The following is a 21,934-nucleotide window of genomic DNA, read 5'->3' on the forward strand; positions in this document are numbered from 1 at the left end:
AACTTTCTGTCTTTATTTTAATATGTTATACTTTTTACGTCAATAGGTTTTTAGTATAACACATTAAATATTTTAATTTTAAATTAGTATGCGATATTAACACAAAAAAACAGCCATATTTATACGTACGACTGTTTCAAATTAATTATTCTTCATATTCTGCATGCAATGAAGTAGATGGAACGAGAAATTTAAAAAACTGAGCTAACTCCGCTGCTTCCTCTTGAGATCCTAACTTGAAAATTTCCTGCATATATTGCACATTCTCTACATCATCTTGTCCCAGTAAAGTAGACCTTCCCGTTTGCATACAAACAATGAGTGGCTTTCCAAAAAACATATTTGTATAAACAATCCCAAAGTCATAACGAGTATCATGTGTCATAAATCCTAAAAATCGTACCTTCACACTTTCATGCTCATCATACAATTTTTCAAACATTGGTTTCCACCTCTCTACATCACCTTTCCTACTCATACATATATTAAACAAAAACAGCAATACTCCTTTTAATTGTCAAAAAATTCAGTAGGTTGTAGAATGATATTATTCTACTAAGCTAGGGGGAACTTATATGCAACATGCCTTTATTACGCTTGTACCTAAATCCAATCAACACTCTGTTTCAACAGATGATATAAAACAACTTTTTCAGTACTATAAAACAGTTACTTCCCAAACCGGAGTTCAAATTAATTACGCTTATACAAATACCGCTTTTCCTTATGAAATTTTAGATACATCAGCAACAACATTAAAGCTTCAATCCAGTCATGATCGATATGACTCAATTTATGTCGGTGTTGGAATAGAAAATGAACAATCTTTCATTCAAATTTCTTTACCCTCTAATGCAACATTTGGTGATAAAGGAAAAGCAAATGAATTTTGCCGTTTTCTAGCGAAGAAATTAGAAGGAGAATTACAATTATTTAATGGAAGGATAATGTATTTCTATAAACGTTAGTTTAAAAACAAAAATAAACGATTAGAAAAATCATACTATTCGTGCAAGTAAGAAGCATTGCTTTTCTCCTTGCACTTAGTATGACATACGCTATCACATACGCTAAATAAAAGAATATGAGAAAAAGAAAAATCTTATAATGAAGTTTATCACGACTTGACAATAATAACACTGCTGAAAATCCACTCCATAAAACTAGATGTAAAAATGAAACTAGCGTAATTTTCATAGCGTTACCTCCTATTTCTTCTATTATATTGTGCAGCCCATCCCTCTCCTTATTTTAAAAACAAACTTCTACGTGTATAAAATATTTGAAGCTTCTACTTACTCTATGATTTATCTTCTACCATTTATGTAAGCTCTTAACTATTTTATATGCCAAAACTTCCTCGTTTTTTACGTTACATTCTCTTTCTTTCCTTACAATATAGATTATTCCATTAGTAGCTTGGTATAATTCCTTTGGATTAACTATAGAAAGGAATCAATGATACATGGTATTTAGTAACCTATTTTTTTTATGTCTTTTTTTACCTGCAATTCTTCTAGTGTACTATTCAGTACGTAAAGAATTACAAAACATCGTTCTTTTGTTATTTAGTTTATTATTTTATGCCTGGGGAGAGCCTATATATGTCTTCCTTATGCTTTTTTCTATTTTCATTAACTATTGGTTCGGGTTATGGCTTAATACAGGACAAATATCTAATACAAATAGAAAACTCATTCTTACTATAGCAATCGTCGTCAATATTGCTATACTAGGATATTTTAAATATGCTAATTTCTTAGTAGATAATATAAACGGGATTTTTCATACAAACATTGTACTCGAAAAAATCCCATTACCAATCGGGATTTCATTTTTCACTTTCCATGCAATGAGTTATATTATTGATATTTACAAAAGAAAAGTAGAGGCTCAGCGAAATCTGTTTGATTTGGCGCTATACTTTACTATTTTCCCTCAATTAGTTGCGGGACCAATTGTTCGGTATAACACAATAGCTCATCAATTACATGTTAGAACCGTTAATGCTGATATGTTTTCAGAAGGCATTCGTCGTTTTATCCTTGGATTAGGAAAAAAAGTTTTGATTGCAAATCAATTGGGAGCTATTGCCGATGAAATATTTGCAATGGACCCAGCAACAATGAGCGTATCTACTGCTTGGATTGGTGCGATCGCTTATACATTACAAATTTATTTCGATTTTTCAGGCTACAGTGATATGGCCATTGGATTAGGAAAAATGTTCGGGTTTGATTTCTTAGAAAACTTCAATTATCCGTATATATCAAAATCGATTTCTGAATTTTGGCGTCGCTGGCATATTTCCCTTGGTTCATGGTTCCGTGATTATGTCTATATCCCACTAGGTGGCAATCGAGTATCTAGCTGGAAAATCTATCGTAATCTCTTTATAGTATGGGCGCTAACAGGTTTTTGGCATGGGGCTAGTTGGACATTTATGATTTGGGGTATCTATTACGGATGTTTAATTGCTTTGGAAAAATCCGGTTTTGAGAAAATCTTGCAAAATTATGGTGGCCAATTCAACATGTATACGTGCTGTTTTTAGTGATTATCGGTTGGGTTTTCTTCAGAGCTGACAACTTTAGCTACTGTTCTAAATTTTTACAAGCAATGTTCGGATTAAATGGATCGTTGACTGACATTACTAGTTATTTCTATGTGATGAATTATTGGGGAATCTTTATACTTGCAATAGTGACATCAGCTCCAATTTTCTCTTGGATCAAGACTCTATTTGTAAATAAAAAGATAGTACTTTTATCTCCACTTTACTATTTGAGTGTTTTAATCATTACTATGATGTACTTAACGAATGCAACTTACAATCCATTTATTTACTTCCGCTTCTAAAGGAGGGCTAACTATGAAAAATTTAACTAATCGTATATTAATCACTGGATTTCTCGCTATTATTTTCGGGATGTGTATATGGACAGCCAAAATAATATATTGGGATAAAAAAAGTTTTTCTGATTTTGAAAACAGAGAATTAGCTTTAGATCCAGTCCTAACTATGGATACTATAAAATCCGGAAAATATTTCAAAGATACTGAATTACACTTTACAGATCATATTGCCGCACGAGATAAATTTATTGAAACTTACACAAAGTTGCAATTAAAATTCAATCGCACTTTTGTAAATAATAATTTCGTCGCAGATGACGGTTTCATTTTGTCTGCACCTACAAATATTGATATGCGTGATCAAATAAAACAATCTGTAAGTGAACTAGACAACTTAAGAAATCAATTTACAAAAACAGAATTTTATTTCCTGTTAGCTCCAAGTAAACTAACGACATTTTCGTATAAGTACCCACCATATGTAGATCGTGGGTATGATCAAAAATATCGTGATTATTTTGTACAAGAATTACATCAATAAATTTTCCATTTATTGATGTTCTACCTGCTATTCAAAAAGAATTTACTCACGAACAATTAGAAGAACTATACTTTAAAACGGATCACCATTGGAATATGAAAGGTGCGTTTTATGCATACGAACAAACAATGAATTACATTGCTAATCACTCTAAAGTATTTACAGGAAATGTTGTTAATCGAGATGATTATAAAACCACTATAGAAGAACCTAATGGGCAATTTATCGGTAGTTGGAATAGACAATTATACAAATTAATAAAAACACCTGAAACAATTCCATATGTACAATTAAAAGAAAACCCAAATGTGTGGGATAATTATACTGTCTATCTCGGTCCAAAATCAGAAGAAACAAGTAAAATACCGATGAAAGAATTCTTTGCAGTGAACAAAAAGAAGCTTTCACCAGACTATGCATCGGTTTATCAAACAGACTATTCACAGATTAACATCTTAAATCCAAATGCAAAAAGTAAATTGCATGCTGTCATTATTAAAGATTCTTATGCAGATGCAACTTATCCTTTATTCGCACAAGAATTCGAACAAACAACTTTTATTGATCCACGATTTGGGGCAAGTAAAAATATTAAACAAGATCTTGAAAAACTAAATGCTGATATCGTCTTATTTCTTTATAATGACACTAGTACAAGTAAACAAATGTATCAATTTGAAAATAAAGAATAAAAAACAAGAGGTGAATCATTCCGATTCACCTCTTGTTTTTCTATTCATATAACACATACATAAAAAAACGTCTTCTAAATTTAGAAGACGTTTTTTTATTATTTTACAATGTGAATTGGCATTCCAAGAGCAACTTCAGCTGCTTCCATTGTGATTTCACCTAATGTTGGGTGAGCGTGGATTGTTTGAGCGATATCTTCAGCTGTCATTCCAGCTTCGATAGCTAAACCAATCTCAGAGATAATATCAGAAGCACCTGCACCTGCAACTTGAGCACCTACAAGAAGACCATCTTCTTTACGTGTTACAAGTTGTAGGAAACCGTCAGTGCTGTTTAATGATAACGCACGACCGTTTGCAGCGAATGGGAACTTAGATACAGTTACAGTCATTCCTGCTTCTTCAGCTTGTTTCTTAGTGTAACCAACAGATGCTAATTCTGGATCAGTGAAGCATACTGCAGGAATTCCGATGTAATCGATAGCTGATGCATGGCCACTAATTGCTTCAACAGCTACTTTACCTTCGTAAGAAGCTTTGTGAGCTAATGGTGGTCCAGGAACGATATCACCGATTGCATAGATGTTTGATACGTTTGTACGGCATTGCTCATCGATTTCGATGATACCGCGGTCAGTCATTTTAACTCCAACTTGCTCAAGACCGATTTCTTGAGTGTTTGGACGACGACCTACAGTTACTAATACGTAATCTGCTTCTACAGTTTGGATTTCACCTTTAACTTCGAAGCTAACTTTTACGCCAGTTTCTGTTTCTTCAACGCCTTTAGCCATAGCTTTTGTATGGATATTTACGTTACCTTTCTTTTGAAGAGCACGTTTAACAACAGAGCTCATTGCTTTTTCAAAACCAGCTAAGATTTCGTCGCCAGCTTCTACTACAGTAACTTCTGTACCGAAGTTAGCATATGCAGTACCTAATTCCATACCGATGTAACCGCCGCCGATTACAACAAGTTTTTTAGGAATTTCAGGTAAGCTTAAAGCACCTGTAGAGTTGATAACACGTTTAGAGTATTTGAATCCAGGAATTTCGATTGGTGTAGAACCAGTTGCAAGAACAGCATTTTTAAACGTATACGTTTGAGCTGCATCTTCAGTCATTACGCGTAATGTATTAGCATCTACGAAGTAAGCTTCACCGCGAATGATTTCAACTTTATTACCTTTAAGAAGGCCTTCAACACCGCCAGTTAATTTCTTAACTACGCCGTTTTTCCATTCTTGAACTTTTGTAAAGTCAACTTTTACGTTCTCTGCAGTGATACCCATGTCATCAGAATGCATTGCATTCTCATAACGATGACCTGCATTGATTAACGCTTTTGAAGGAATACATCCAACGTTTAAGCATACGCCACCAAGGTTAGCTTTTTCAATGATTGCTACCTTTTGACCTAATTGTGCTGCACGAATTGCCGCAACGTATCCACCAGGACCTGCACCAACAACGACTGTATCTAATTCAATTGGGAAATCTCCTACTACCATTGTTATTACGCCTCCATTACTAATAATTGTGGGTCATTCAATAGACGTTTAATTTGGTTTAATGCTTTTTGAGCAGTTGCGCCGTCAATTAAACGATGGTCAAAGCTTAGAGATAATGCTAATACTGGAGCTGCAACGATCTCACCATTTTTCACAACTGGCTTCTCAGCGATACGGCCGATACCAAGGATTGCTACTTCTGGGTGATTGATAACTGGAGTGAACCATTGTCCACCTGCAGAACCAATGTTTGTAATTGTGCAAGAAGCACCTTTCATTTCAGTTGGAGCTAAACGACCTTCACGTGCTTTACCAGCAAGATCATTGATCTCGTTAGAAATAGTGAAGATAGACTTGCGATCTGTATCTTTAACAACTGGTACTAATAGACCTTTGTCTGTATCAGCTGCGATACCGATGTTGAAGTAATGTTTGTGAACTACTTCTTGAGATGCATCGTCTAAAGAAGTGTTTAACATTGGGTATTCACGTAATGCAGATGTTAAAGCTTTAACAACGTACGGAAGGTAAGTTAATTTAATACCTTTGTCAGCTGCAACAGCTTTGAACTTCTTACGGTGAGCAACAAGCTCAGTTACATCAACTTCATCCATTAATGTTACGTGAGGAGCTGTATGCTTAGAGTTAACCATTGCTTTCGCAATCGCTTTACGGATACCACTCATTTTCTCACGAGTTTCTGGATATTCACCAGCTGGGATTGGTTGTGCTTTTGGTGCTTCTTCTTTCGCTGCTGCTGGAGTAGCTTCTACTGCTGCTGGAGCCTCAGTTGCTGCTACAGTTTGTCCACCATTTGCAAATGCATCGATGTCAGCTTTCACAACGCGACCGTTCTTACCAGATCCAGCTACTTTATGAATATCTACACCTTTTTCACGAGCATATTTACGAACAGATGGCATAGCGATAACGCGCTCATTTACTACTTCTGCAGTTGCTGCTGGAGTAGCTTCCGCTGCTGGAGCTTCTACTGCTGCTTCTTCAGCTTTTGGAGCTTCATCATGATCGTCACCTTTAAATTTAAGGTTTTCGTATCCAGGAGCATCAAATTTAATTAATGTATCTCCTACGATTGCAACTGTTCCTTCTTCTACAAGTACTTCAAGTACTTTACCTTTAACAGGAGAAGGGATTTCTACTACTGCTTTATCATTTTGTACTTCAAGAAGTACATCGTCTTCATTTACTTCATCGCCTGGTTTAATAAACCATTTTACGATTTCACCTTCGTGGATACCTTCACCGATATCTGGTAGTTTAAATTCAAATGCCACGGAATTCAGCCCCCTGATTCATTTCATTATTATGGAATATGTACAAAAGAAACCAGCATGTGCTGATTTCTTTTGCACATGAAAAGCTAAAAATTAGAAGTTCATTACTTTGTTAACAGCTTCAACAATATCTTTATGGTTTGGTAACCATACGCTCTCAGCTTGAGAGAATGGGAATACTGTATCAGCAGCTGCAACACGTACAACTGGAGCTTCTAAGTTTAAGATTGCACGGTCGTTAATTTCCGCTACAACGTTAGCTGCAATACCAGCTTGTTTTTGAGCTTCTTGAACTACAACTACGCGACCTGTTTTTTCAACAGAAGCGATGATTGTTTCGATATCTAATGGTTGAACTGTACGTAAGTCAACAACCTCTAAAGAGATACCTTCTTTTTCAAGTTCTTCAGCAGCTTTTAATGCAGCGTGAACCATAGCACCGTAAGCGATAACAGATACATCTGTACCTTCACGTTTGATATCAGCTTTGCCTAAATCAATTGTGTATTCGCCTTCTGGTACATCTTGGCGGAATGAACGATACAATTTCATATGCTCTAAGTAGATAACTGGATCGTTGTCACGAATCGCAGAGATTAAAAGACCTTTAGCATCGTATGGAGTAGATGGAATAACAACTTTTAGACCAGGTTGTTGAGCTACTAATCCTTCTAAGCTATCAGCATGTAGTTCAGGAGTATGAACACCACCACCGAATGGAGAACGAACTGTTACTGGAGCAGTCCAACGTCCACCAGAACGGTAACGCATACGAGCTAATTGACCAGAAATTGAATCCATTACTTCAAATACGAAACCGAAGAATTGGATTTCTGGAACTGGACGGAATCCTTCAAGTGCAAGACCAACTGCAAGTCCACCAATACCAGACTCTGCAAGTGGAGTATCCATTACACGATCTTCACCAAATTCAGCTTGTAAACCTTCAGTGGCACGGAATACACCGCCGTTTACACCAACGTCTTCACCAAATACAAGTACGTTAGGGTCATTTTTCATTTCAACGCGTAAAGCATCAGTGATTGCTTGAATCATTGTCATTTGAGCCATGGCTTACTTCGACTCCTTTTCTTTGTAGATTTCATATTGTTCAGCTAAGTTGTAAGGCATTTTTTCGTACATGATTTCCATTAAATCAGTTACTTTTTGTTTTGGAGCTTGGTCAGCCTTAGCAATTGCTTGTTTGATATCTTCTTTTGCTTCTTCGATTACTGTCTCTTCAACTTCTTGAGACCATAGGCCTTTAGCTTCTAAGAACTTACGGAAGCGTACGATTGGGTCTTTTTGTTCCCATTCGTTTTCGATATCTTTTGTACGGTAACGAGTTGGGTCATCACCAGCCATTGTATGTGGACCATAACGGAATGTTAAAGTCTCGATTAAAGTAGGGCCTTCGCCATTTACTGCGCGCTCACGAGCGAAAGCAGTTGCTGCGTATACAGCTAATGGATCCATACCGTCTACTTGAATTCCGTAAATACCTGCTGCTACTGCTTTTTGTGCTACAGTTTTAGCTGCAGATTGCTTTTCTACTGGAGTAGAGATTGCATAACGGTTGTTTTGAACAACGAAGATTGCTGGAGCTTTGAATGCACCCGCAAAGTTCATACCTTCGTAGAAGTCACCTTGTGAAGCACCACCGTCACCAGTGTAAGTAATTGCAACAGATTTTTTACCACGTAGTTTCATACCTAACGCAACACCAGCAGTTTGGATGATTTGCGCACCGATAATGATTTGTGGAGCTAATGCATTTACATTCTCAGGCATTTGGTTACCCATGAAGTGTCCACGAGAGAATAAGAATGCTTGATATAATGGAAGTCCGTGCCATACTAATTGTGGTACATCACGGTATCCTGGTAAGATGAAGTCTTCTGCTTCAAGTGCGAAATGACTCGCTAATTGAGAAGCTTCTTGTCCAGCTGTAGGTGCGTAGAAACCTAAACGTCCTTGACGGTTTAAAGAAATAGAACGTTGATCTAATACGCGAGTATACACCATACGACGCATTAATTCTTTTAATTGATCATCAGATAATTCAGGCATAGCTGCTTCATTCACAACTTCACCGTTTTCATTTAAAATTTGTAATGTTTCAAATTGAGCTGCGATAGCTTTCATTTGCTCATCAACATTAAATAGGGTCTTTTTTGTTTTAGTACCCATTCCGTTCACCTCTTCCTCTCTTGAACCATATTCTGAAACGCTTTCACTGGCTATTTTCCAGTTTAAAAAGCGCAACGATGTAAACCAACATGTTTATCTGTCGGTTGAGAATAATTTTGTGTACCTAACAATCTGTACTAATGTTTTTTCAGAAACATATTAATACAATCTTGATCACGTTTTTTAGTTTACAACTATTCTAATTACGATGTCAATTACTTTGAATACGTTTTTTTATAAATAATATGCAGGTTTCTACTACACAAACGTGTTTTTATTTTTTACATCTGTATTAGTAAGCGTTGACCTACTGTTATATTATTCCCTTTTTCACTTATTTTTTCTCTTAGAATAATATGTAAACGATTTAATTCTCTTTAGTTTTTCTCTCTTCGTAACAAAAATATACAAACTATCCTTCCTTTTTTAGGTAAATACCTATACATTTCTCCCCTCTCTTCCATACATTATAGTAACCGCAGTATTAGCGGGAAATGATAAAGGAGGTCATCTCATGTACGGATACTCATATTGCTATCCAACTTGTTCATATCCTTCCTACGGTTATGGCGGTTCTTGTGGCGGGTCTGGACGCGGCTTCGCCTTAATCGTTGTGTTGTTTATTCTTTTAATTATCGTTGGTGCTGCTTGCATTCGCTAATGTAAAACGAAACAACTATGGAAAGAAAAAGACGGCTTTGCCGTCTTTTTCTTTTTATCACATACATAAATACTCTATAATAGAACGATTTCCAAAATGCCTTCCCTTTCTTGCCGATGACTTTTTCCATCTCCTTTGGTAGACTAAAGAGGAAAGGAGAGATTACATATGCTTACAATGAAAGATGTTATTCGCGAAGGAGATCCTATTTTGCGCAACGTTGCAGAAGAGGTGTCATTACCGGCAAGCGAAAAAGATACAACTACCTTAAAAGAAATGATTGAATTTGTAATAAATAGCCAAGATCCTGAAATGGCTGAAAAATATAGTTTACGCCCTGGAATCGGATTAGCGGCTCCGCAAATCGGTGTTTCAAAAAAAATGATTGCAGTTCATGTAACCGATGCGGACGGTACATTATATAGCCATGCATTATTCAATCCAAAAATCATTAGCCATTCTGTTGAACGTACATATTTACAGGGTGGTGAAGGCTGTCTATCTGTAGACCGCGAAGTACCTGGTTATGTTCCTCGTTATACAAGAATTACAGTAAAAGCGACTTCTATTAACGGAGAAGAAGTAAAATTACGTTTAAAAGGTTTACCAGCAATCGTATTCCAGCACGAGATTGACCATTTAAATGGTGTTATGTTCTATGACCATATCAATAAAGAAAATCCTTTTGCCGCTCCTGATGATTCAAAACCTTTAGAGCGCTAATAATAAAAAGGCGGGAATTAATCTCCCGCCCCTTTATTTTATGAAATGGGTTCCATATTTACTTATAACAAGCCAGCCCATTTTAATCCATGATATATACCGTCTTCACTTACATCCTTTGTCACATGATTTGCAAGTTTTTTCAAATCTTCATGACCATTCCCCATCACAATGCCTGTCCCAACTGCTTCAATCATTTCTAAATCGTTTAAACCATCCCCAAATGCATACACTTGTTCACGGCTAAATCCTAATTTTTCAATGAACTTCTCAATCCCTTTTGCCTTAGAACCACCATTAGGAATGATATCCATTGAATACGCATGCCAACGAATAAAATGAAAATCTGGATATTGATTAATAAACTTTTCCTCTTCATTTACTTCACAAAAAAGAAGCGTTTGATAAATATCGCGTTTTTCGTAAAAATCAGGTTCATATGCCGGATGCTCGAACTGCAAGCTTCCAAAACCTTCTTTCACATAATCATGATATTCCACTGTCGCTCTCATTTCTTGATGATCAAGATATACAAGTGGATATCCTTCTTGTTTTGCAAACTGAGTAAACTTATGCAAGGCAGCTGGGTGTAACGGATTATTAAATACTACTTCATCTTCAAAGACAACATACTGTCCATTAAAACTAACATAATTATGTATATTGAGTTCCTTACGAATATCTTCAAACATAAACGGTGCGCGTCCTGTCGCAATTGCTACATGCACCCCTTTTTCCTGCAAATGTCTTACTGCATCTCGTGTAGATTGCGGAATTTTTTTATCGTGATCTAATAATGTTCCATCAATATCAAAAAAGACAATTTTATCATTCATTTGTCAAAACCCTTTCTGGCACTCTTTACTCCTATTTTGATAATCGCTTTTCAAATTCTAAAAAAAAGTATAACATATTAAACATCTGTGAAGAAAGCGTTCACTTTCTGACCTTATTTATGAAACATGCATATATATATTAGTAAAAAAGGTGAATACTTGTTCTAATGAATTTTCTTTTCCATTCTTCCTCATACTATATCTATAACTAACGGCTACTAATCGTTACTATAGAATAACTTTCACTGTATGAGAAAGGACAAGGTTTTCCATTCACTTTCCCCTCTTTCTTATGTCAGAGATAGAGTTTTCACTAGTAATATGCATGTTTAGAATAAGGAAAGGAAGGAGTAATCATGCTGAAGAAGCTGAAGAAAAAGCTTAAGCGTTATTTAAACGATTTAGTCCGGAAGAAGACAATCGCTTAAATTATGCCCATTTCGGGCTTTTTCTTCATTCTCATTCGAAAAAACATGAAAATCGTGACTGTTTGCTTTATAATAAGTAACAGATAATGCAAAACATAGACAAGGAGAGGTTTTCCAAATGATTTTTAAAGTATTTTATCAAGAAAAATTAACTGAGGTCCCAGTACGTGAAAATACAAAAGTTGTATATTTAGAGGCTACGTCTGAAAAGGATGTTCGTAAAAAATTAAATAAGTTCGCATATAATATCGAGTTTGTTCAGTCTGTTACTGGCGCTCATCTTGAATATGAAAAACAAAACGCTGATTTAGTATTAGCGGAGATTGTATAGCCATATGAAATTTCTAAAAAATGATCAAGTTGCCGTTTTTGCTCTCGGTGGTCTTGGTGAAATCGGTAAAAATACATATGCTGTTCAATTTCAAGATGAAATTATTATAATTGACGCTGGAATTAAATTTCCAGAAGACGAACTCCTCGGGATCGATTATGTAATACCTGATTACACTTATTTTGTGCGAAACGAAGATAAAATTAAAGGATTATTCATTACACATGGTCACGAAGATCATATCGGTGGAATCCCTTATCTATTACGTCAAGTAAACATTCCAATTTACGGTGGAAAATTAGCAATTGCACTAATAAAAAACAAATTAGAAGAGCACGGATTACTTCGTAAAGCGAAGCTTTATGAAATTCAAGAAGATGATGTTATTAAATTTAAAAAGACATCTGTTTCCTTCTTCCGTACAACTCACAGTATTCCGGATTCATACGGAGTTGTTGTGAAAACACCTCAAGGACAAGTCGTTCATACAGGTGATTTCAAATTCGATTTCACACCAGTCGGTGAGCCAGCAGATTTAACAAAAATGGCTGAAATCGGAAAAGACGGTGTACTTTGTCTCTTATCTGACAGTACAAACAGTGAAGTTCCAAACTTTACGATGTCTGAGCGCCGTGTTGGCGATAGTATTCAAGATATATTCCGCAAAGTAGAAGGTCGTATTATCTTCGCAACCTTTGCATCGAATATCCATCGCTTACAACAAGTTGTTGAGGCTGCTGTTGAAAATAATCGTAAAGTAGCTGTATTTGGTCGAAGTATGGAAGCAGCTATCGAGATTGGACAAAACCTTGGGTATATCCGATGTCCAAAAGATACATTCATAGACACATCTCAACTAAACCGCCTACCAGCTAATAAAGTGGTTATTTTATGTACTGGTAGTCAAGGTGAACCAATGGCAGCACTTTCCCGTATTGCGAATGGTACTCATCGTCAAATTCAAATTATTCCTGGCGACACAGTTGTTTTCTCTTCTTCACCAATCCCTGGTAACACAATTAGTGTAAGCCGTACAATTAACATGTTGTATCGTGCTGGTGCTAATGTAGTCCATGGCAAGCTGTCAAACATTCATACGAGTGGACATGGCGGACAAGAAGAGCAAAAACTAATGCTACGTCTAATTAAACCAAAGTATTTCATGCCAATTCATGGTGAATATCGTATGCAACGTATGCATATGAAATTAGCGAATGATTGCGGTATTCCAGAAGAGAACTGTTTCATCATGGATAACGGAGATGTTCTTGCCTTGCGTTCAGATGAAGCAAGTGTAGCTGGAAAAATTCCATCTGGTTCTGTCTATATCGATGGAAATGGTATTGGAGATATCGGTAATATCGTATTACGCGATCGTCGCATCCTTTCTGAAGAAGGGCTTGTAATTGTAGTTGTAAGCATTGATATGAAGGAATTTAAAGTTGCAGCAGGACCTGATATCATCTCGCGTGGTTTCGTTTATATGCGTGAAAGCAGCGATTTAATCAACGATGCTCAAACATTGATTACAACACATTTAGAAAAAGTAATGGAACGGAAAACAACACAATGGTCTGAAATTAAAAATGAGATTACAGACACATTAGCACCATTCCTATACGAAAAAACGAAACGTCGCCCAATGATTTTACCAATCATTATGGAAATATAAGAAAAAGGACAATGCCTTCATGGCATTGTCCTTTTCTCTTATCTTAAAAAGTGTTTAAAACGATCTACTTCGTCATCATGACCAATTACAATTAATATATCCCCCGCTTGAATATTTTCCGTAGCTCGAGGAGAGACGATAACTTCTTTACCACGTTTAATTGCTACAATATTCAATCCAAACTTCGCACGAATATCTAATTCAATTAAAGAGTGCCCATCAATTTTTTTATTTGCAATAATCTCTACAATACTATGCTCATCTGAAAGCTCAAGATAGTCTAATACATTACTTGATGCAATATTATTAGCAATCCGTTTTCCCATATCACGCTCTGGATGTACAATGTGATCTGCACCTATCTTACTTAATACTTTTTCATGATAGTCATTTTGAGCTTTTACAGTAATATTTTTTACACCTAACTCTTTCAAAATTAACGTTGTTAAAATACTTGAATTTAAATTATCTCCAATAGCAACGACTACATGATCAAAATTACGAATACCGAGACTTTTCAATACCATCTCATCTGTTGAATCTGCAATTACAGCATGTGAAGCTATATTTGCAAACTCATTAATTTTATCCTCATCTGAATCAATTGCCATTACTTCCATACCTAATTGAGCTAGTTCTCGGCAAATACTTCCACCGAAACGCCCAAGCCCGATGACAGCAAATTCTTTTTCTTTCTCACTCACAGGAATTCCTCCAATAACTTCAAGTACTATGTATTTTCATTGTAACATACTTTATTTACGTCACAAAAACGTGTAAATCATACTTATTTTTGTTTTTGTATATAAAAATATTGTTGTAAATAAAAGGCGATACCAACAAGTAACATACCAAATACAAATATATTTCCAAACGAACTAAATGTTTCAAAAACGAACAATAACGTTTCTTGGCCGAAAAAAGCAAATAGAAGCTGCGTAAAAGCAAATACAAGCGCCCATATGTAATGATGTTGATGGAATAAATAATGCGTTGCGCCTAAAAAAGCAATAAATGAAACGATGAAAATCCACCAATTTTCTAACAACAGTTGCCAATTAGAAAATTGGTATCCATTCACTAATATCGCAATAATCCCGATAACCGCCATTGTTGGCACACTCCAGAATAGTGCTCGCCCTCTAAAGAAGCGGGTACCTTGAACATCTCCTTTTTCATATGCAATGTATGTTAGTACTACTGTACTTATATACAAAACAGAAAGAATCGTTAAAACGATAATAAGCCAAAAGTGTAATTGATAATATTCATGCTCTATATTTGTCACGATTGCAGCTAGCATACACGGGATTAACATTCCCGTCCAACCATCTACTTTTCTTTCATTCCAAAAGACCGTATTACCAATTCGTATACCTAGCAGCATAAAAATAATGATACCTAGTACAAATAATGTAGTTTTATTCCCTACTAAACTCGTTGAGAAAGCAATTAATCCAATAAATAAAAAGAGCACAAACCCATTCATAATTTCTAGTACAGGTGATAAATATCTCTTCACCCATTTGTATGTTTCGTCATATTCATTATTATCTACTAGACGATAGGCATAAAAACTTATCCCAAAATAAACCGCCGCAATAATAACATACGCATATAAGACGAAACATAAAATCGCACTGCTAATTTGCACGTAATTCCCCACCCTTTTTTCTATGTTTCACATTGATTTTACACACTTTTCATACTAAAAGTAAACATATATAAGTTAGTCAAATAATTAATAATGAGCAGTGGCTAAAACCCCCTGCTCATTATTAAAACAGTACAATTAACTTTAATTCTTTCATTTGTATGTAAATGTCTAAAATCAATCTATACGAGCGTTACTTACACCTCAGAACAAAAAGTTTTTTGGAACCTTCAAGAGAGCGGAAGTTTTATTTTCTATTTCCTTTCCACTTTACATATTGGCTTAAAAATGTAATTGCCTTTTCAATCACTTCTTCGTCTGGTTTTAATTTCGCATGATGTAAACCATATTCTGAATTTACTCCAAGCCAAAACATAAATCCAGGGATTTCTCGAAGCATATAACCAAAATCTTCACCTGTCATTGCCTCAGTACATGTAATAACATTCATATCAGTTTGTTTATGTACAAATTGCATAAACTCTCTCGTTAACTCTTCGTGGTTATATACTTGATGATACATTGCTCCGTAATCTATAATCGCCTCACACTGGAAAGAAGCTTCGATACCTGCAACAATTGCCTCAATTCTGCTTTTCACACGCTTCATTGATTCCACTGATAATGTTCGAATCGTTCCTTCTAAACGAGATTTTTCTGCGATAATATTTTGAACTGTACCACCTGTTATTTTTCCAATTGTAATTACCGCACTGTCAAGAGGATTCACATTACGACTAATAACGGATTGAAGTTGTGTAACAAGGTGACTGGCTGCAACAATCATATCATTCGCAGTATGTGGATAAGCCGCATGTCCACCTTTTCCTTTTAAATCAACATATAATTCTGATGTATTCGCAAATAACAGACCTTCTTTTGTCGCAATTGTTCCTACAGCGTATTCTGGTGCAATATGAAGACCAAGAATTATATTAGGCTTCCATCCTTTTAGCTCTTCACTTTCTAACATAGGAAGAGCGCCACCTGGACCTTCTTCTGCCGGCTGGAATAGAAACACAAGGTCATCATCTATTCTTTCACTCACAGCTGCTGTTAGGAGGCCTAGACCAATTGTTGTATGCAAATCATGTCCACATGCATGCATCATTCCTTCATGTACAGAAGCAAATTCGTATCCAGTTTCCTCTGTTATTGGCAAACCATCTATATCTGCACGATAACCTATTATTTTCTCTGGGCTTTTCCCATTTACTTTAACAATTACACCTGTTTTCCATGTTCTCACTTCCAAATATTCGTTAGGAAGTGTTTCTATATACTCTAAAATGTACTGTTGTGTTTTCCACTCTTTAAATCCAATTTCCGGGATTTTGTGTAAATCTCTACGAACTTGGACAAATTTGCTTACTGTCATTTTTGCACCTCTATCTATAAAAAGCGTAAGAGCCTATTTATGCTCTTACGCTTTTTGTTTTTTATTTCTCTGGGTTTAATTGACGAAGCTCTTGTTTGATTTCAGTTTTCGCTTTTGTCTTCTCATCAATTTCTTTAATTACACGTGCTGGAGTTCCCGCAACAACTGTATATGGAGGCACATCTTCTGTTACAACAGCTCCTGCTGCTACAACTGCACCTTTACCTACTGTAACGCCCTCTAAAACAACTACATTTGCACCAATTACAACATCGTCTTCAACGATAACTGGTTTTGCAGAAGGTGGCTCAATAACACCCGCAAGTACAGCACCTGCACCTACATGACAGTTTTTGCCAACCGTTGCACGTCCACCAAGCACTGCGTTCATGTCGATCATAGTACCTTCGCCAATTACAGCACCGATGTTAATTGTTGCATTCATCATGATAACAGCGTTGTCACCAATTTCAACGTGGTCACGAATAATTGCGCCTGGCTCAATACGAGCTTTAATACCTTTTAAATCAAGCAATGGGATTGCAGAATTACGACGATCGTTCTCAACTACATAGTCAACAATGTGCTTGCTATTTTCATCAAGAATTGTCTTAATTTCAGACCATTCTCCGAATACTACACCAGATTTTTTATTTACAAATGCTTGTACTGTTTCAGGGAACGTTACTTCTTTTAAATCCCCTTTTATGTATACCTTTACAGGAGTTTTCTTTTCACTTTTTTGAATAAACGAAATAATTTCGTTAGCGTCCATCATTTTCATTCTTGTTGCCTCCTAAATCCATTTATATTGTTACTCTACCAAACGATAGAGCGAGTAGCAAGACAATAATCTTATTTTTCCCTTTGAATTTCTTCTATAATTTCTAAAAACGCTTGTACTTGCTTCAATTGTCTTGCTGATTCACTCGTTAACAACCATGTTTCTCTCGTTAATTGAACAGGTGTTTTATACATATTTTCCTGCACTTCTTTTAATACTGTAGAAGGCAATAATGCATAACCTATACCATTTAGAACAAGTTGTTTGCACGTCTCAATTTGATCAACTACAATTGTTCGCTTAGGTGGGTTAGAGAATAACCCATACCACCAATTTTGTATTTGACCATAATAAGTCGAATCACTTTTAAATTGAATAAATGGTCTATTTGTTTCTTTTAACATCGAAATATCTTTTATTTCTTTATCGACTAAATATAATTCATCTTCAAATAATTGTTGCTTTTGTCCTTTATATTCCTGTGATCCCCTTAATATAGCTACATGAACATCGCCCTCATAAAATTGCTTTTGCACTTCACTACTCCAGCCAGTAAACAGCGATATTTTCACAGAAGGATACTTTTGTACAAACTTTTTCAACACAGGAGGGAGCCAATATTGACCAATAACCGATGCAACAGCTATTTTTAACGTTCCATATGTTTCCGTTCTAAAAACTGCCAGTTCGCTCTTAATATTCTCTTCTCTTTGTAACATTTCTTTTGCATAATTTGCGACTTTTTCCCCTTCAGGTGTAATTGTCAATCCTTTTTGTGAACGAATAAAAAATTTCATTCCCCATTGTTTCTCCATAGATTGTAATCGTTGACTAAGCGCAGGTTGGGAAACAAATAAACGTTCCGCCGCTTTTCTCATATTTGATTCCTGGGCTAACACAACCATCATTTGAAAATCATCAATTTGCAACTTTCTCCCTCTTTCCTTAGCTTCCATACACCTTATTTCAATAAGCTTTTCATCCTGAATTTAACTGAATACTTTTATACAAAAAATACAATTTTTCAGTTCGAACTTTCCTTATGTTTTATGTCTTTTTAAATATAATACATACACAACTGATATGCACGAAAAAAAGTGACTTCTCCGTTTCTATGAAGTCACTTTCCTCCTATTGTCTATCGATTATGCTGCCGTACTTTTTTATTCAATAATTTTAAAATAGCTCTACGTGTTAAAATCCCCTCGAAATACCCTTCTTCATTTACAGCACAAATAAAAGGATGATCAATTGTCATTTCTAAAGCTTTTGCAAATGAATCTTCTAACTTAAGAACCGGAATATCTTCCTTCATCACTTGTTCTACTTTCATATCATCAAGTCTTTCAAACTCAATGCGCTCTAACCCTAACATACCATCTAAAATCATAGCAGTACTAATCAACCCATGTAATTTATACATTGGGTCTAAAACAGGTATTGCCGAATATCCAGATTTCACAAGAACGAGTAAAGCATGCTCTAATCCATTCCCAATTTGGACATGTGCTACTTTTTCTGATGAAATCATTAAATCTTTCACAAGAATTTGCTGAAACTCGTCTTTTGGAATACTAATCATGTTACATCCCCCATTTTCCCTTTTTCCTGCTTATATTCACCGATTCTATTCTTATTTTATGACAGCGTTTTCATATTATTATTTTGTCCTAACTTTATTTCAATAAAAATACAATTACACAGCTATTTTAGCATACAACACAAAAAAAAGACTACCATTACGGTAGCACTTAATACCCTTTATTTTTTAATCTGTAAAATAACCTTGTGATTTTTTTATATTGCGTCACATCTGTCTGTTTCAAACCATTCTCAATATCTGTAAGTTCTACAGCTAAAATTTCACTCGCATAATTTTGTTGAAATAAAATATCTAGTAACAAACTTTCTTCTTCTTTCGTTAAAACAAATTCCCTTTGCATATACCCCTCTCCTTATAATCCCATCGTTACTCTCATTATATAAAATTTCCAACTTATTTAGTAGATGTAATATTCAGTTTTTAATAAAAACATGTAACAATTGTAACCTTATAAAAATTATTTCGTATATCGATTTGCATAGCTAAATGCCGCATAAGCATCCGGCTTAATTTTTGCAGTTAATCCCATCGCTTGAATTTTCGCTGTCATATCTAAAATAAATTCTTTTGTTAAACCATCATTCCCTATGTCCAAATGAATTTCCATTATGAACCCAGCCCCATCTTGAGCATATGGATGCAATAAATCCCATATGGTTTGTATATGGTTAGGAGTAAATAGGCAAGCGATTTCTTGACTAAACTGTGTTTCTAAATATATTTTCTCCCGTAATGTTGCCGGCTTATCTTTTACTGACCTATGGTGTAAACATCCCCAAGCCCCTTTTCCAACACGGTGAATATGGATTGCCGTAATAAATCTCGTATCTTTTTGATGTGCTTGTGAGTCTGTCCCAATAGATAATCGATATAAATTTCGTGGATCCTTTTCAATGAAACTACAAATGCGGTTAAAGACCGTATCAAAATTCAAATGTCTCTCTGAAACATTATAGAATTTATGCCCACCGTCCACATAGTCACGTCCTTTCCATTAGACAGACTTTTCGTATTCTCATTGTATGGGACAAAAACAAAAATTATAACTTACTATCCTTTATTCGTCTCAATATTTCGCATTACAAAATGACAAACTTGGCAAGTATAAATTACATTTTGATTCGATTGAGCCGTTAATACATGAATAATCTCTGCAGAATTGTGGCAATTAGGACAGATCACAACTGGTAAACGTTCCACATAACACACCTCCTATTTATTTTTATCACGCTATTTTCGAGCAGTAAAACTCCTGATTGATGTAGTCCAATCATCAGTCGATAATAAGCACTTCCACTGATTAAAGTCTCACTTTATTACCATTGTAGGAAAAACGAAAAATTCCTATACATATATACTGGAAAGTAAAAGAACTAAAAAAGGTACTGCCATAGGCAGTACCTTTTTTATATGTATCAAGAAATGATATCGTAAATCTCAATTGCAACCATATCGATATTATCGAATTGATACACTTGAGGTTTTTCACCTTGTTGATACACTTCTAATTCATACATTTCACTTTTATCGAAAAATTTCACGCTACATTTGCGCTCACCGTTCACTTCAAAATAGCGTTGTGCTACTTCACCGCTTACAGCTTGTTCTTGTAGACTAACAAGTCGTGTTAAAATTCCTTGGAGTAGAGACATGAAATCTCTCCTTTCTCTAATCTTCCTACCAATAGGTTTTACAGCTATACTCATTCTATCCGTCATAACAGAAAAAATGTTCCACAGTCTAGGATAAAGGTTATTGGCCAGAAACTCAACTAAAAATTTGTCGAAATGCGAAGGAAAACACAGAAAGAACATCTTTTTCCTTCTTTATTGCGATTTTCATAATGGAATAATATAATAAAAAACAGAAAAAAGGAGGAATTACAATGAAAAAAATTGAGGTTTACACACAACCTGATTGTCCGCCATGTGTCATTGTGAAAGAATTTTTAAAGCATAATAACGTTGTATATGAAGAATTTGACGTAAAAAAAGACGCTGCTGCTCGCGATCGTCTTTTATACGACTATGATTCCTATTCAACTCCAACAGTTGTAATCGACGGTGAAGTGGTTGCAGGTTTTCAAATCGAAAAATTACAACAGCTACTCAATATAGAATAGGAATAGGTAAATACCTATTCCTATTTTTATCCCGCTATTTATGGGCAGTAAAACTCCCGATTGATGAAAGCTAATAATCAGTGGGATATAAAGCCCCCACTGATTAAAGTTGCACTTTATAATTGTTGTAACCTTTTTATTTCAGTTAAAAGTTCTTGGCTTTCATGATACCCTGCTAATTTCCATTTATCTTGATCCCTTTTCAATGTTACAATTTGATATTGTCCACTTTTCGCCCGCTCATATACATATAAATTTTTATGCTCTTCATCATACGCCATTTTCGTTTCCGAATTAAAAGAAAACGGTGCTTCTTTTGCTGGAAGTAAATATTCACCACTTTGTTTATCACTTCTACTATTTTCATCTGTAAATACTTGAAGGAAATTATCTGTAAAATACGGTGATAACGTCTCTATCATCTTATTCATCGGCAAATGCTTCCCGCGAATTGAAAATTGGGTTTCATAGCCTTTTTGTATCGTTGTAAACACGTCTTTCCGATCGACTTTCAATTCCTCTTTTCCTAAAACAGTTGTAACACTATAACCAACTAGAAAGGCAACACATACAAATAGAACAAGCCATATTCCATATTTCCTCATTTTTTCACCTTCCTTTTAAAAGAACTTGTCTTTGTAGTATTCATTGTAACAA

At 35.3% G+C, this 21,934-nt stretch carries 24 protein-coding genes and 2 pseudogenes; 8 read left to right on the plus strand and 18 right to left on the minus strand.

Annotated features, from left to right (window positions below):
• Nucleotides 1-145: 145 nt before the first annotated feature.
• Entirely contained in the window at nucleotides 146-442 is a 297-nt protein-coding gene (locus JDS95_RS04290; RefSeq protein WP_000462031.1) for a DUF3055 domain-containing protein, read from the minus strand.
• Nucleotides 443-575: 133 nt separating this feature from the next.
• Here JDS95_RS04290 and JDS95_RS04295 point away from each other — a divergent pair, with 133 nt between their 5' ends.
• Nucleotides 576-968, plus strand: a complete 393-nt coding sequence (locus JDS95_RS04295) for a DUF1885 family protein (protein ID WP_001163290.1) — start codon at nucleotides 576-578, stop codon at nucleotides 966-968.
• 1 nt (nucleotide 969) lies between these two features.
• Here JDS95_RS04295 and JDS95_RS04300 read toward each other — a convergent pair whose 3' ends face one another.
• On the minus strand, nucleotides 970-1,197 hold the full coding sequence (locus JDS95_RS04300; protein WP_000705227.1) for a hypothetical protein: 228 nt from the start codon (nucleotides 1,195-1,197) through the stop codon (nucleotides 970-972).
• Between the two features lie 268 nt (nucleotides 1,198-1,465).
• Here JDS95_RS04300 and JDS95_RS04305 point away from each other — a divergent pair.
• Nucleotides 1,466-2,859: pseudogene (locus JDS95_RS04305) on the plus strand (MBOAT family O-acyltransferase).
• Nucleotides 2,860-2,872: 13 nt separating this feature from the next.
• Nucleotides 2,873-4,089: pseudogene (locus JDS95_RS04310) on the plus strand (DHHW family protein).
• Between the two features lie 98 nt (nucleotides 4,090-4,187).
• Here the strand turns inward: JDS95_RS04310 and lpdA are convergent.
• The 4 genes from lpdA to pdhA form a co-directional block, all read right to left on the minus strand.
• Nucleotides 4,188-5,600: a dihydrolipoyl dehydrogenase gene (lpdA, locus tag JDS95_RS04315; protein ID WP_000260107.1), complete on the minus strand. Its 1,413-nt coding sequence runs from the start codon at nucleotides 5,598-5,600 to the stop codon at nucleotides 4,188-4,190.
• A 5-nt stretch (nucleotides 5,601-5,605) separates the two neighbouring features.
• Entirely contained in the window at nucleotides 5,606-6,895 is a 1,290-nt protein-coding gene (pdhC, locus tag JDS95_RS04320; protein ID WP_000863414.1) for a pyruvate dehydrogenase complex dihydrolipoyllysine-residue acetyltransferase, read from the minus strand.
• A gap of 93 nt (nucleotides 6,896-6,988) precedes the next feature.
• A complete protein-coding gene (gene pdhB / locus JDS95_RS04325) occupies nucleotides 6,989-7,966 on the minus strand; it encodes a pyruvate dehydrogenase complex E1 component subunit beta (RefSeq protein WP_000068163.1) in 978 nt (325 codons plus the stop codon).
• A 3-nt stretch (nucleotides 7,967-7,969) separates the two neighbouring features.
• A complete protein-coding gene (pdhA, locus tag JDS95_RS04330) occupies nucleotides 7,970-9,085 on the minus strand; it encodes a pyruvate dehydrogenase E1 component subunit alpha (protein ID WP_000536895.1) in 1,116 nt (371 codons plus the stop codon).
• Nucleotides 9,086-9,599: 514 nt separating this feature from the next.
• On the opposite strand from pdhA, the gene JDS95_RS04335 reads away from it, so the two are divergent.
• Nucleotides 9,600-9,746, plus strand: a complete 147-nt coding sequence (locus JDS95_RS04335) for a YjcZ family sporulation protein (protein ID WP_000274562.1) — start codon at nucleotides 9,600-9,602, stop codon at nucleotides 9,744-9,746.
• Nucleotides 9,747-9,914: 168 nt separating this feature from the next.
• Nucleotides 9,915-10,469 carry a peptide deformylase gene (def, locus tag JDS95_RS04340; protein ID WP_000957051.1) on the plus strand — a complete coding sequence of 185 codons (555 nt, stop codon included), beginning with the start codon at nucleotides 9,915-9,917 and terminating at the stop codon, nucleotides 10,467-10,469.
• A 62-nt stretch (nucleotides 10,470-10,531) separates the two neighbouring features.
• Here def and JDS95_RS04345 read toward each other — a convergent pair whose 3' ends face one another.
• On the minus strand, nucleotides 10,532-11,305 hold the full coding sequence (locus JDS95_RS04345; RefSeq protein ID WP_000998284.1) for a Cof-type HAD-IIB family hydrolase: 774 nt from the start codon (nucleotides 11,303-11,305) through the stop codon (nucleotides 10,532-10,534).
• Between the two features lie 546 nt (nucleotides 11,306-11,851).
• Between JDS95_RS04345 and JDS95_RS04350 the strand changes: the two genes are divergently transcribed.
• Together JDS95_RS04350 and rnjA are read left to right on the plus strand one after the other, a co-directional pair.
• Nucleotides 11,852-12,064 (plus strand): DNA-dependent RNA polymerase subunit epsilon, encoded by a 213-nt coding sequence (locus tag JDS95_RS04350; protein WP_000576438.1) that lies wholly within the window; start codon nucleotides 11,852-11,854, stop codon nucleotides 12,062-12,064.
• 4 nt (nucleotides 12,065-12,068) lie between these two features.
• Nucleotides 12,069-13,736, plus strand: coding sequence for a ribonuclease J1 (rnjA, locus tag JDS95_RS04355; RefSeq protein ID WP_000670378.1), 1,668 nt, complete (start codon nucleotides 12,069-12,071; stop codon nucleotides 13,734-13,736).
• Nucleotides 13,737-13,774: 38 nt separating this feature from the next.
• On the opposite strand, the gene JDS95_RS04360 is transcribed toward rnjA, so the two are convergent.
• The 10 genes from JDS95_RS04360 to JDS95_RS04405 form a co-directional block, all read right to left on the minus strand.
• Nucleotides 13,775-14,440, minus strand: a complete 666-nt coding sequence (locus JDS95_RS04360) for a potassium channel family protein (protein ID WP_001290442.1) — start codon at nucleotides 14,438-14,440, stop codon at nucleotides 13,775-13,777.
• An 83-nt stretch (nucleotides 14,441-14,523) separates the two neighbouring features.
• Nucleotides 14,524-15,390 carry a hypothetical protein gene (locus JDS95_RS04365; protein WP_001167326.1) on the minus strand — a complete coding sequence of 289 codons (867 nt, stop codon included), beginning with the start codon at nucleotides 15,388-15,390 and terminating at the stop codon, nucleotides 14,524-14,526.
• 247 nt (nucleotides 15,391-15,637) lie between these two features.
• The gene (locus JDS95_RS04370) at nucleotides 15,638-16,768 is read right to left on the minus strand and encodes an N-acetyldiaminopimelate deacetylase (protein WP_000218680.1); all 1,131 of its coding nucleotides are present in this window, start codon (nucleotides 16,766-16,768) and stop codon (nucleotides 15,638-15,640) included.
• Between the two features lie 61 nt (nucleotides 16,769-16,829).
• Complete coding sequence (gene dapD, locus JDS95_RS04375) at nucleotides 16,830-17,552, minus strand: 2,3,4,5-tetrahydropyridine-2,6-dicarboxylate N-acetyltransferase (protein ID WP_199690293.1); 723 nt, start codon at nucleotides 17,550-17,552, stop codon at nucleotides 16,830-16,832.
• Nucleotides 17,553-17,623: 71 nt separating this feature from the next.
• Nucleotides 17,624-18,508 carry a LysR family transcriptional regulator gene (locus tag JDS95_RS04380; RefSeq protein ID WP_002039481.1) on the minus strand — a complete coding sequence of 295 codons (885 nt, stop codon included), beginning with the start codon at nucleotides 18,506-18,508 and terminating at the stop codon, nucleotides 17,624-17,626.
• Nucleotides 18,509-18,690: 182 nt separating this feature from the next.
• Entirely contained in the window at nucleotides 18,691-19,134 is a 444-nt protein-coding gene (cbpB, locus tag JDS95_RS04385; protein WP_000623575.1) for a cyclic-di-AMP-binding protein CbpB, read from the minus strand.
• Nucleotides 19,135-19,303: 169 nt separating this feature from the next.
• A complete protein-coding gene (gene abbA, locus JDS95_RS04390) occupies nucleotides 19,304-19,495 on the minus strand; it encodes an antirepressor AbbA (RefSeq protein WP_001188532.1) in 192 nt (63 codons plus the stop codon).
• Nucleotides 19,496-19,612: 117 nt separating this feature from the next.
• Entirely contained in the window at nucleotides 19,613-20,131 is a 519-nt protein-coding gene (locus JDS95_RS04395; protein WP_000348650.1) for a ribonuclease H-like YkuK family protein, read from the minus strand.
• A 74-nt stretch (nucleotides 20,132-20,205) separates the two neighbouring features.
• A complete protein-coding gene (locus JDS95_RS04400) occupies nucleotides 20,206-20,355 on the minus strand; it encodes a hypothetical protein (protein WP_000440536.1) in 150 nt (49 codons plus the stop codon).
• Nucleotides 20,356-20,570: 215 nt separating this feature from the next.
• The gene (locus JDS95_RS04405; RefSeq protein WP_000055152.1) at nucleotides 20,571-20,807 is read right to left on the minus strand and encodes a YkuJ family protein; all 237 of its coding nucleotides are present in this window, start codon (nucleotides 20,805-20,807) and stop codon (nucleotides 20,571-20,573) included.
• A gap of 233 nt (nucleotides 20,808-21,040) precedes the next feature.
• Here JDS95_RS04405 and JDS95_RS04410 point away from each other — a divergent pair, with 233 nt between their 5' ends.
• The gene (locus tag JDS95_RS04410) at nucleotides 21,041-21,277 is read left to right on the plus strand and encodes a glutaredoxin family protein (protein WP_016135269.1); all 237 of its coding nucleotides are present in this window, start codon (nucleotides 21,041-21,043) and stop codon (nucleotides 21,275-21,277) included.
• 116 nt (nucleotides 21,278-21,393) lie between these two features.
• Here JDS95_RS04410 and JDS95_RS04415 read toward each other — a convergent pair whose 3' ends face one another.
• Entirely contained in the window at nucleotides 21,394-21,882 is a 489-nt protein-coding gene (locus JDS95_RS04415; RefSeq protein ID WP_001233803.1) for a DUF3993 domain-containing protein, read from the minus strand.
• Nucleotides 21,883-21,934: the final 52 nt, after the last annotated feature.

The organism is Bacillus cereus group sp. N24 (assembly GCF_016483345.1).
In the GTDB taxonomy this organism is placed as follows: Bacteria; Bacillota; Bacilli; order Bacillales; family Bacillaceae_G; genus Bacillus_A; species Bacillus_A toyonensis.

Excerpts from the sequence above, each read along its gene's own strand:
- JDS95_RS04290 (WP_000462031.1), bottom strand. The coding sequence starts at position 442 with ATGTTTGAAAAATTGTATGATGAGCATGAAAGTGTGAAGGTACGATTT.
- JDS95_RS04295 (WP_001163290.1), top strand. The coding sequence starts at position 576 with ATGCAACATGCCTTTATTACGCTTGTACCTAAATCCAATCAACACTCT.
- JDS95_RS04300 (WP_000705227.1), bottom strand. The coding sequence starts at position 1,197 with ATGAAAATTACGCTAGTTTCATTTTTACATCTAGTTTTATGGAGTGGA.
- lpdA (WP_000260107.1), bottom strand. The coding sequence starts at position 5,600 with ATGGTAGTAGGAGATTTCCCAATTGAATTAGATACAGTCGTTGTTGGT.
- pdhB (WP_000068163.1), bottom strand. The coding sequence starts at position 7,966 with ATGGCTCAAATGACAATGATTCAAGCAATCACTGATGCTTTACGCGTT.
- pdhA (WP_000536895.1), bottom strand. The coding sequence starts at position 9,085 with ATGGGTACTAAAACAAAAAAGACCCTATTTAATGTTGATGAGCAAATG.
- JDS95_RS04335 (WP_000274562.1), top strand. The coding sequence starts at position 9,600 with ATGTACGGATACTCATATTGCTATCCAACTTGTTCATATCCTTCCTAC.
- def (WP_000957051.1), top strand. The coding sequence starts at position 9,915 with ATGCTTACAATGAAAGATGTTATTCGCGAAGGAGATCCTATTTTGCGC.
- JDS95_RS04345 (WP_000998284.1), bottom strand. The coding sequence starts at position 11,305 with ATGAATGATAAAATTGTCTTTTTTGATATTGATGGAACATTATTAGAT.
- JDS95_RS04350 (WP_000576438.1), top strand. The coding sequence starts at position 11,852 with ATGATTTTTAAAGTATTTTATCAAGAAAAATTAACTGAGGTCCCAGTA.
- rnjA (WP_000670378.1), top strand. The coding sequence starts at position 12,069 with ATGAAATTTCTAAAAAATGATCAAGTTGCCGTTTTTGCTCTCGGTGGT.
- JDS95_RS04370 (WP_000218680.1), bottom strand. The coding sequence starts at position 16,768 with ATGACAGTAAGCAAATTTGTCCAAGTTCGTAGAGATTTACACAAAATC.
- dapD (WP_199690293.1), bottom strand. The coding sequence starts at position 17,552 with ATGAAAATGATGGACGCTAACGAAATTATTTCGTTTATTCAAAAAAGT.
- JDS95_RS04380 (WP_002039481.1), bottom strand. The coding sequence starts at position 18,508 with ATGGAAGCTAAGGAAAGAGGGAGAAAGTTGCAAATTGATGATTTTCAA.
- cbpB (WP_000623575.1), bottom strand. The coding sequence starts at position 19,134 with ATGATTAGTATTCCAAAAGACGAGTTTCAGCAAATTCTTGTGAAAGAT.
- abbA (WP_001188532.1), bottom strand. The coding sequence starts at position 19,495 with ATGCAAAGGGAATTTGTTTTAACGAAAGAAGAAGAAAGTTTGTTACTA.
- JDS95_RS04405 (WP_000055152.1), bottom strand. The coding sequence starts at position 20,807 with ATGTCTCTACTCCAAGGAATTTTAACACGACTTGTTAGTCTACAAGAA.
- JDS95_RS04410 (WP_016135269.1), top strand. The coding sequence starts at position 21,041 with ATGAAAAAAATTGAGGTTTACACACAACCTGATTGTCCGCCATGTGTC.
- JDS95_RS04415 (WP_001233803.1), bottom strand. The coding sequence starts at position 21,882 with ATGAGGAAATATGGAATATGGCTTGTTCTATTTGTATGTGTTGCCTTT.